The 10798-nt window shown below is 33.5% G+C and carries 4 protein-coding genes; 3 read left to right on the top strand and 1 reads right to left on the bottom strand.

Annotated elements, in window-relative coordinates:
- Positions 1-68: 68 nt before the first annotated feature.
- The gene (locus tag Q1B05_RS17345; RefSeq protein ID WP_299782486.1) at positions 69-560 is read right to left on the bottom strand and encodes a histidine phosphatase family protein; all 492 of its coding nucleotides are present in this window, start codon (positions 558-560) and stop codon (positions 69-71) included.
- 851 nt (positions 561-1411) lie between these two features.
- On the opposite strand from Q1B05_RS17345, the gene Q1B05_RS17350 reads away from it, so the two are divergent.
- The 3 genes from Q1B05_RS17350 to Q1B05_RS17360 form a co-directional block, all read left to right on the top strand.
- The gene (locus Q1B05_RS17350) at positions 1412-7648 is read left to right on the top strand and encodes a gliding motility-associated C-terminal domain-containing protein (RefSeq protein WP_299782488.1); all 6237 of its coding nucleotides are present in this window, start codon (positions 1412-1414) and stop codon (positions 7646-7648) included.
- Between the two features lie 10 nt (positions 7649-7658).
- The gene (locus tag Q1B05_RS17355; protein WP_299782490.1) at positions 7659-8624 is read left to right on the top strand and encodes a type IX secretion system membrane protein PorP/SprF; all 966 of its coding nucleotides are present in this window, start codon (positions 7659-7661) and stop codon (positions 8622-8624) included.
- An 11-nt stretch (positions 8625-8635) separates the two neighbouring features.
- On the top strand, positions 8636-10798 hold a 2163-nt coding region (locus tag Q1B05_RS17360; protein WP_299782492.1), incomplete at its 3' end, for an OmpA family protein.

Below are 10798 nucleotides of genomic sequence, written 5' to 3' on the forward strand. Positions count from 1 at the left end.
TTGTATTTAGATTTTAATTCCATTTACCCTACGTTATTAAGTCAAGAATAAATTAAAAAAAATCATAATTATTTTAGAGATTTAGGAAACAATTTAAGTTTTGTATTCCCAGTTTTCAGATTAGACCAATTATCGATATCAAATTCTAATACAACCAAACCACTAGTTGGTACATTTTCTATATAAACATTTCCATATGTATTTACAAAATTATTTAAGGCATTATTATGTCCAAAAATGAAGACAGATTCTAAATTATTAGCTAAAGATTTAATAAAATTCAACAATTTCAAACCATCAAAATCGTATAAATCATCCACAATTTGCACTTCAACATGTGTTTCTAAAAAAAAGTTATCAACAAAAATATTACAAGTATCTAAAGCTCGTTTTGCTGGGCTGGTAAAAACATTTTTCAAAGAAATATCTGACATTTTCTGGAAATTCTTACAAACCAATATCGTATTTATCAAACCTATTGATTTTAAAGGTCTAAACTGGTCAGCAACCCCATGATTCCATGAAGATTTACCATGTCTTATAACTATTATTTTTTTCATATTTTGTAAAATTTAAAAGTAGTCTAAAACTAAAAATAGTATCACTAATTTAAATTTAATTAACATAATAAAAACTTAAATTTAGACTTATTAACACAAAAATGTTAACAATTAAGCAAAACTAAATCCGACGTAATGCACTAAAAAAACGTTTAAAAACATCAAGGCTTCACTTAATCGAATATATATACTATTTTAACATTAAATTTTGTTTTTATGACTTGATGTGTCGTTTTTTGTAAGTATTAATTGTGAAGAATATGATCCCAAGTCTAATTTCAAAACCTAAAGTCTTTGTTTTGCCAGTCAAAACTTTCCCACAAAACTTTATACACGATAAACAGATTTCACTTCCTAACCAAAAGTAAGATCAGTTGATGTTTGAAATAAATTGGAATTTATTTATGAAAATAAAAATTAACGTTAATCAATAAATTGTATATGGTAATAAATTATGCTTCAATTCTATTTTTGTATTTTACTATTTATTATTTAAGGCGTCAGGTTTATGAATCAGACCCTAATCATTCCAAGGTAAATTTTAGATTCAAACAGATACCAAACCAGATTCATTTATTTATAAAAGGATTTAACATAAAGGAAACACGTTTATGTTTGAATTATTTTTCTTTTACCACAAACAATAACGTACAATATTTAGCAAGTTCAACAAACATAAGTTTGCTAAGTTTTATTACAGACCCTGAAATAACTAATAATTATAAAGTTGTTAATCCATCATATGCAGTATTAGGATAACTTAATCGATTCATGAAATGAAAAAATTTTACGCTACGAAATTTAAAGTTTATAAGAACATTAAACAGTATTCGCTGTTAGCATTAATGCTAATGGCTTTCAGTTTTTATAGCTACGGCCAGTCACAGGTACAATTTAGCTCAAGAGCTAATTATTCTGTTAATGGTGATTTTACTATTATAGGAAATGCTAACCTTACTCCAGATACAGGAGTAAATTCGGGAGACATGATATATGTAGATATAGATGGAGACCCTACTACGGTTAACTCATCATCTGCAACAATTCAACTTAAGAATGAAAGCGGACAAGTGGTAGATAACACTTCTAACATTGTTTATGCCGGATTATATTGGACCGGTCGTCCTCCAGGTCAAGAGTTTATTGTTAATAATCCTAACAACGGACTTACTAACACATTAAATAAATCGGTGGTTTCTTTAAAAGGACCTGGTTCTACTGGATATACTGATATAACAGCTAATTCTGGAGATATATATTATCCTGAAGGATCTTTTAATGATATGTATATTGCATTTGCGGATGTAACAGGTTTTGTACAATCAAATGGGACTGGTGAATATACCGTTGCAGATATTGCATTGGTTGAAGGACAAGATAATACAGTAGGCTTAGGTATTGGGTACTACGGTGGCTGGAGTATGGTTATCGTTTACGAGAACTCAAGTATGAGAAACCGTAACATTGGTGTTTTTGATGGCTATTCTTTTAAAGGAGTTCCTAACGATCCAACCTATGAACTTCTTAGCTACATAGACTTAGATATTAGTACTTTAAATACTGCAGACAATGTAAATGCACGAATAGGTGTTATGGGAGCTGAAGGTGATGCTGATTTAGCTGGAGACGCTTTAACAACTCAATATGGAGGAACTGGTGCTTATATTCAACGTCTAAGTCATAGTACAAATACAACAACAAACTTTTTTAACTCTTCTATAAATGTTGATGGATTTCCTCGATCTCCTAATGATCCTGTTATAGGAATAGATTTAAGTAAATTTGATCTTCCTGAAGTAAGTGTTGTGCCTGATCAAGAAAATTTATCTATTCAATATACAGCAACTACAGATAAGTATGTTATTTACAATTTAACACTAGCTTTTGAAACAGTAACATTACCTGAACCTCCTGAAGATGCTACTTACGAATGTATTGCAGATGTTCCTGTTATGCAAGACTTAATTGCTGACGATGTATGTTCAGACATAGGTGGAACAATTACCTCTGTGAATACACAAACTACAAATTCTTCAGACCCATGTAATGTTATTATTACACGTACTTGGTCTTTTACAAACTCATGTGGAGACACATCTTCTGTATCACAAACTATTACTATAATAGATACTACTGCTCCAATTGCTCCAGAAGCTCCTGCAGATATTACAGTCGCTTGTTTAACAGACCTTCCTACAGATCTTGAATTAGAAGCTACAGATAATTGTGGAGCCATTATAACTGCAGTTGGTGTAGATAACATCGTATCATCTTCAGATGGCGGATGTAACCAATCAGTAATTCGTACTTGGACATTTGAAGACCAATGTGGAAACTCTTCAGAAATATCTCAAAATATAACTGTAATTGACGATGTTGCTCCAATATTTATAGATGCTCCTCAAGATATTGTATATGATTGTGATGGAGAACAAAGAATTCCAACAATTGATGCATGGGTACAACTTAATGGATATGGATTAGCAACAGATAATTGTTCAGGTATAACTTGGACAAACAATTACGATTCAACAATTCCAATGTGTAACGAAAGTGTTACAGTAGAATTTACTGTTACCGATGCATGCGGAAATTCAATTTCACAATCTGCAACCTATACAGTATTAGATGAAACTGGGCCTGTTATTGAAACAGAACCAGAAGCATTAGTTATGGAGTGTAATGAGAATTCAGAAAATGTATTAAATACTTGGTTAACATCTAACGGAGGTGGTTTGGCAACAGATGCTTGTTCTACAGATGTAACTTGGAGTAATGATTTCAACGAAGACACTTTCAACTTACAATCATGTGGTGAAGACAATGCTACAACAGTAACCTTTACTGCAACAGATTTCTGTGGTAACATAACAACAACAACTGCAACTATTACAGTAATAGATGTAACTGCACCTACATTACCAACTAATGTACCAGCAGATATTGAAGTAGAATGTTACGACGATGTTCCTGCAACGATTAATCTTACTGCAACAGATGAATGTGCCGGTGAAATTACAGTATCAGGAATAGATACAGAAGACAATACAGATCCAACAAATATCATTATAACACGTACATGGACATTTACAGATGCTTGTGGAAACACTTCTGAAGTATCTCAAATAATAACAGTAAGTGATGTAACTGCTCCTGTTATAGACAATGTACCTACAGATTTAGTAGTAGAATGTTTATCAGATGTACCTACTATGGAAGCGTTAACAGCAACAGATAATTGTGTTGGAATAATTACTTCTAACGGAACTGAAACAATTAACGATGCAGATACTTGTAATGTAATTATTACACGTAACTGGATGTTTACTGATAATAGCGGTAACTCAACTGAGACAACTCAAACAATAACAGTTAAAGACGAAACTGCTCCTGTAGTAGATAGTGTCCCTGACGATATAACTATTGAATGTAACGGAGATTTACCTGTAATGGACGTCTTAACTGCAACAGACAATTGTGTTGGAATTATCACTGCACAAGGAACTGAAACAGTAGATGACTCTAGTGCTTTAGTTACAATTGTTACTCGTACTTGGAGCTTTACAGATAATTGTGGAAACTCAACTGAAGCAACTCAAACAATAACAGTAGAGAAAGATGTTACTGCACCAGTTGTAGATAATACACCTACTGACTTAACATTAGAATGTATTGATGATGTTCCTGCTATGGAAGCATTAACAGCTACAGATGAATGTTCTGGAGTGATTACTTCTAACGGAACTGAAACAATTAACGATGCAGATACTTGTAATGTAATTATTACACGTAACTGGATCTTTACTGATGATAGCGGTAACTCAACTGAGACAACTCAAACAATAACAGTTAAAGACGAAACTGCTCCTGTAGTAGATAGTGTCCCTGACGATATAACTATTGAATGTAACGGAGATTTACCTGTAATGGACGTCCTAACTGCAACAGACAATTGTGTTGGAATTATCACTGCACAAGGAACTGAAACAGTAGATCACTCTAGTGCTTTAGTTACAATTGTTACTCGTACTTGGAGCTTTACAGATAATTGTGGAAACTCAACTGAAGCAACTCAAACAATAACAGTAGAGAAAGATGTTACTGCACCAGTTGTAGATAATACACCTACTGACTTAACATTAGAATGTATTGATGATGTTCCTGCTATGGAAGCATTAACAGCTACAGATGAATGTTCTGGAGTGATTACTTCAAATGGTACTGAAACAATTAACGATACAGATACTTGTAATGTAATTATAACACGTAACTGGATCTTTACTGATGATAGCGGTAACTCAACCGAAGTATCTCAAACAATAACAGTGGCAGATACTCAAGCACCTATTGTACCAACTATTCCTGCTGATATAACTATTGAATGTTCAGACGATTTACCAGTTATGATAGACTTAACAGCGCAAGACAATTGTAGTGCTGCAGTTATAGCAACACCTGTAGATGTAACTGATAATTCAGACCCATGCAACGTTATAATCACACGTACTTGGACTTTTGAAGATGCATGTGGTAATGTTAGTACAGGCAGTCAAACAATAAACGTTATAGACCAAACTGCGCCTTCATTAATTGAAGAAGCTACAGACATTGTTTTTAACTGTACTGGGGAACAAAGAAATGCAACTATCGAAGCTTGGGTAGGGCTTAACGGGTATGCATTAGCGGCAGATAATTGTTCTGATGTAACTTGGACAAACAATTACGATTCAACTATTCAAAGTTGTACTGGTCCTATTGAAGTAATATTTACTGCAACTGATGCTTGTGGAAACTCGACAACTACATCTGCAACTTATGTTATAAACGATGAAACAAGTCCTGAAATAGATACCGAACCTCAAGACATAGTCTTTGAATGTGATATTGATGATACAACTCTAGAAAATTGGTTAAATAATAATGGTGGTGCTGTAGCATCAGACTATTGTTCAGATACAATAACTTGGAGTAACGATTTCGTTGCTTCATCAATAGACGCTTCGGTTTGTGGTGAAGACAATGCTGTGACAGTAACATTTACAGCAGTAGACAACTGTGGTAATGCAACTGAAACAACTGCAACAATAACTATTATAGACGAAACAGCTCCAACAGCTCCAACTAATGTTCCTGCAGATGTTACTGTAGAATGTTATGATGATGTTCCTGCTATGATTAATCTTACAGCAACAGATGAATGTGCCGGAGATATTACTGTAGCTGGTATAGACACTGAAGATAATACAGATTCAACAAATATTATTATCACACGTACTTGGACATTTACAGATGCATGTGGAAATACTACAGAAGTATCTCAAACAATATCTGTAAAAGATGAAACAGCTCCTGTTGTTGATTCTACAATACCTACAGATATGAATGTTGAATGTATTGGCGATGTTCCAGCAATGGAAACATTAACTGCAACTGATAATTGTGTTGGAACAATTACATCAGATGGAACTGAAGTAATTAATGATACTGATGCTTGTAATGTAATTATTACACGTACTTGGATCTTTACAGATAATAGTGAGAATACTACCGAGATAACTCAAACTATAATCGTTAAAGATGAAACTGCTCCTGTAGTTACAACTACACCAACAGATATTAATATAGAATGTGATGGTGATATTCCAACAATGGAAGCATTAATAGCAATAGACAATTGTGCTGGTGAGTTAACTTCTGAAGGAACTGAAACAATTAACAATACAGATCCAAATAATACTACAATTATCACTCGTACTTGGTCTTTCTCTGATACTTGTGGTAACACAACAGAAGTGTCTCAAACAATATATGTAAAAGATGTTACTGCTCCTGTAGTTGATGCAATGCCAACGGATGCAACTTATGCATGTATAGACGATGTTCCTGAATTAGACACATTAACTGCAACAGATAACTGTTCAGGTGAATTAACTTCAGAAGGAACAGAGATTATAGATAATACAGATTCTTGTAATGTAACTATTACTCGCACTTGGATGTTTACTGATAATAGTGATAACACTACAGAAGTAACACAAACAATTACAGTTATAGATGATGTTGCTCCAACGGCACCAGCTGCTCCTGCAGATGTTACTGTACAATGTTCAGATGATGTTCCTGCAATTATAGACTTAACAGCTACAGATAATTGTGGTGAAGAAATAACTGCTACAGGTGTAGATACTGTTACAGATATTGATTCTTGTAGTAGCATTATAACAAGAACATGGTCGTTCACAGATTCATGCGGAAACACTTCTACAGCATCTCAAATTATTACAGTGGCAGATACAATTGCTCCTACTCTAGTAAGTGATTTAAACACAGAAGTTGAAATTAGCTGTTCAGAATTACCAGCTGTACCTGAATTAGAATTTACAGACAACTGTTCTTCTACTTTAGATGTTCAGTATACTGAAGAAAACACATCAACTGGTGCTGCTTTCGAAAACTATCTTGTATTAAGAGATTGGACAGTAACAGATACTTGTGGTAATACATCTGTATTCACTCAAACTATAACAGTTAATGTACAACAAGACGTAGTACTAGTGTTTGATAACAGATGTACAGAAGGTGGTGCAGTAGACTTAGATAACTATTTAGTAGATCCTAGTATTGATGGTTCTTGGATAGTAGAATCTGGAGAGACTACTATAAACGGAAGTAGTTATGATCCTATTAATTCTGAAGTAGGTGCAACTTATGTATTTACATTTACAGAAGCGGAAGGATGTCAAAATCAAACTACAGTTTCTATACTTGTTAACGAAGATTGTGTTGAGCCAACTTGTGATCCTATTGTTTCTACAACAGTTACTCCAAACGGTGATCAATGGAATGAATACTTTACAGTAACAGGACTTGATAGATGTGGATTTGTTATAAACGTTGAAATTTACAACCGTTGGGGTGCATTAGTATACAAAGCTCAAGATTATCAAAACAACTGGAACGGTAAGAATGATAAAGGAGCCTTTGGAAATGCTAGTAATTTACCAACAGGAACATATTATTACATTGTAACATTAAAAAATAGCGGATTGAAACCACTAACAGGTTCAATTTACTTAGGAACCAAATAAAAGATAACCTATGAAAATTTTAAAGCATCACATAGTAGCTTTAGCATTATTGAGTTGCACGGTCGGGATGGCACAACAATTGCCTCAGTTTACTCAATACATGTATAACACCATATCTATAAACCCCGCTTACACGGGGAGTAGAGAAACCTTAAGCGTTGTTGGCCTTCATAGAAGCCAATGGGTAGGTATAGATGGTGCTCCTACAACACAAACACTTTCCGTTCACTCGCCTTTAGAGAACGAAAAGATAGGTATTGGTGGTTCGTTTATTCATGATGAACTTGGAGCTGAAAACTTCAATTATTTATATGGAAGTTTTTCTTACACCATTAAAACTGGAGAGAAATCTAAATTAGCATTTGGACTTAATGCTGGATTTACTCAGTATAGTTTAGACCAAGATTTTAGACTTAGTAATCCTAACGATCCTATTATATATGGTATAGAAGATCGTTGGTCTCCTAATATAGGAGCAGGTGTATACTGGCACTCTACTAGGTGGTATTTAGGTTTATCGGCACCTAGAATTTTAAATACAGATTATAACACAGATGAATATGAAGCTTTAGAACGTGTTAGTTATTATTTAACTGGAGGTTATGTATGGGACATTGGTAGCTATACAAAATTTAAACCATCCTTTTTATTAAAAGCGACTAGCGGAGCACCAATATCTTATGACCTAACTGCTAATTTCTTATTCTACGATAAGATGTGGATCGGAGCAGGTTTCAGACATAACTCAGGTGTCGATGGAAACCAAAGCAACGGTGTTTCAGATTACACGTTTAGAGGTACAAATGCAATTGCAGGTTTGATAGACTTCCAAGTATCTAAACAAATAAGAATTGGTTATACTTATGAATCACCTATAAATTCAGAAATTAAATATTACCAAAGCGGAACTCACGAGATAATATTGATGTTCGAATTATTTAAAGAAAGACGTATTAAATCCCCAAGATATTTCTAAAGACTACCATTATGAAGACAAAAATTATATTCACTATACTAGCACTATCAAGTACTTTTATCTTTGCTCAAAAAAAGGTAGCCGACAAATTCTTTAAAAATTACGCTTACGTTAAAGCAAGTGATTTATATCAAGAAGCTGTTAAAAAAGGAGACAGTAGCGCACATGTATTAACACGATTAGGAGATTGTTATTATAACAATTCAGATTCTGAAAAAGCTGCCACTTGGTATTCAGAAGCAATTAGAAAATACGACGATGTAGACCCTATTTACTATTATAAATATGCACAATCTTTACGTAGTTTAGGTAAATATGAAGATGCAGTTGTGTATTTAGAAAAGTTTAATGAAGTTCAAAAAGACGAAGATCGTATTGATGGTACAGATTTTACTAATGTTGCATTATACGAAAAATTAAAAAGCACAGAAGGTATCTATGTAGATATTATAAACCTACCTATTAATACTAAGAACTCTGATTTTGGAGCTGTGGAACACGACGGTATTTTATACTTCGCTTCTGCTTCTAAAAAGAATAAAGAAGATTTATACTCTTGGAATGACGAACCATTCTTAGATTTATATCAATCAAATATTTCTGAAGCTACAGATGGTGAAGATGCTTTAAACTATACATATCCAAACTATGTAAGAGGAGAAGATATTAACACCAAATATCATGAAGCTAGTGTTGCTATAACTAACGATGGTAAAACAATGTATTTTACAAGAGATAATGTTAGCAAGAACAAGAAACTAAAAGCAGACAGAGAAGGAACATCTCACTTAAAAATATACAAAGCGACTTTAGTAGATAGTACTTGGCAAGATGTTAAAGAATTAAATTTTAACGATAAAGTATTTTCAACAGGACACCCTGCTTTAAGTCCAGATAACGAAACACTATACTTTACTTCCGATAGAGAAGGTGGATTTGGTCAATCGGATATTTGGAAAGTTGCTATTTTAGGTGACGATAATTATGGTTTCCCTGTAAACTTAGGAGCGGCAGTTAATACCGCTGGTAAAGAAATGTTTCCTTATGTAGATAAAGAAAACAACTTATACTTCTCTTCAGATAGTTATTTAAACTTAGGTCTTTTAGATATCTTTAAATCTGATGTTTTAAAAGGAGGTAAAAATGTAGAAAATTTAGGAGCACCTTTTAATAGTGGTTTAGATGATTTTGCTTACAATGTAGACACTAAAACAGGTAGAGGTTATTTCTCTTCTAACCGTTTAGGTGGTATGGGTGGAGATGATATTTATTCATTCGAAATTTGTTCTCAAATGATAACAGGTACTGTTAGAGACAGCAGAACTGTTTTACCTTTAGCTTTTGCTAGTGTTCAATTAATTGATGAAACTGGAAAAGTTATGGAAGAATTAATGACAGGTGAAGACGGTACATATTCTTTCAAAGTTAGTTGTAATAACACATATAATGTGTTAGGTAGTATGGCTGATTATAAAGATGATTTAAAACAAGTAAATACTTCATTAATTAACGGAAATGAAGTTATTACAGACCTTAATCTAACACCTCTTATTATTGAAAATGAGATTGTAATTAACCCAATTTACTTCGACTTCGACAAGTGGGATATTAGAACAGACGCAGCTTACGAGTTAGAAAACATAGTAAGTGTAATGAGAGAGCATCCTAACATGAAAATTAAAATTGAATCGCATACAGATAGTCGTGGACCAGATAATTATAACTTAACGTTATCTGACAAACGTGCTAAATCTACAAGAGATTATATCTTATCTAGAGAAATTGATCCTAGTAGAATTGAAAGCGCAATTGGTTATGGAGAAACTCAATTAGTTAACGGTTGTGCAAACGGCGTTAAGTGTACTAAAGAAGAACACCAAGATAACAGACGTTCTAAGTTTATTATCTTAGAAGATCAAGTTGAAGAACAAACAGAAACTCCAACTGTAGAAGAAGTTGAGACTGAAGTTGAGGAACAAATTGAAGCTCCAACTGCAGAACAAGTTGAAACTGAAGTTATGGAACAAACTGAGACTCTAACTGTAGAAGAAGTTGAGACTGAAGTTGAAGAACAAATAGAAACTCCAACTGCAGAACAAGTTGAGACTGAAGTTGAGGAACAAATTGAAGCTCCAACTGCAGAACAAGTTGAAACTGAAGTTATGGAACAAACT

Origin of the sequence: uncultured Formosa sp., from assembly GCF_947500765.1 — a bacterium.
In the GTDB taxonomy this organism is placed as follows: domain Bacteria; phylum Bacteroidota; class Bacteroidia; order Flavobacteriales; family Flavobacteriaceae; genus Formosa.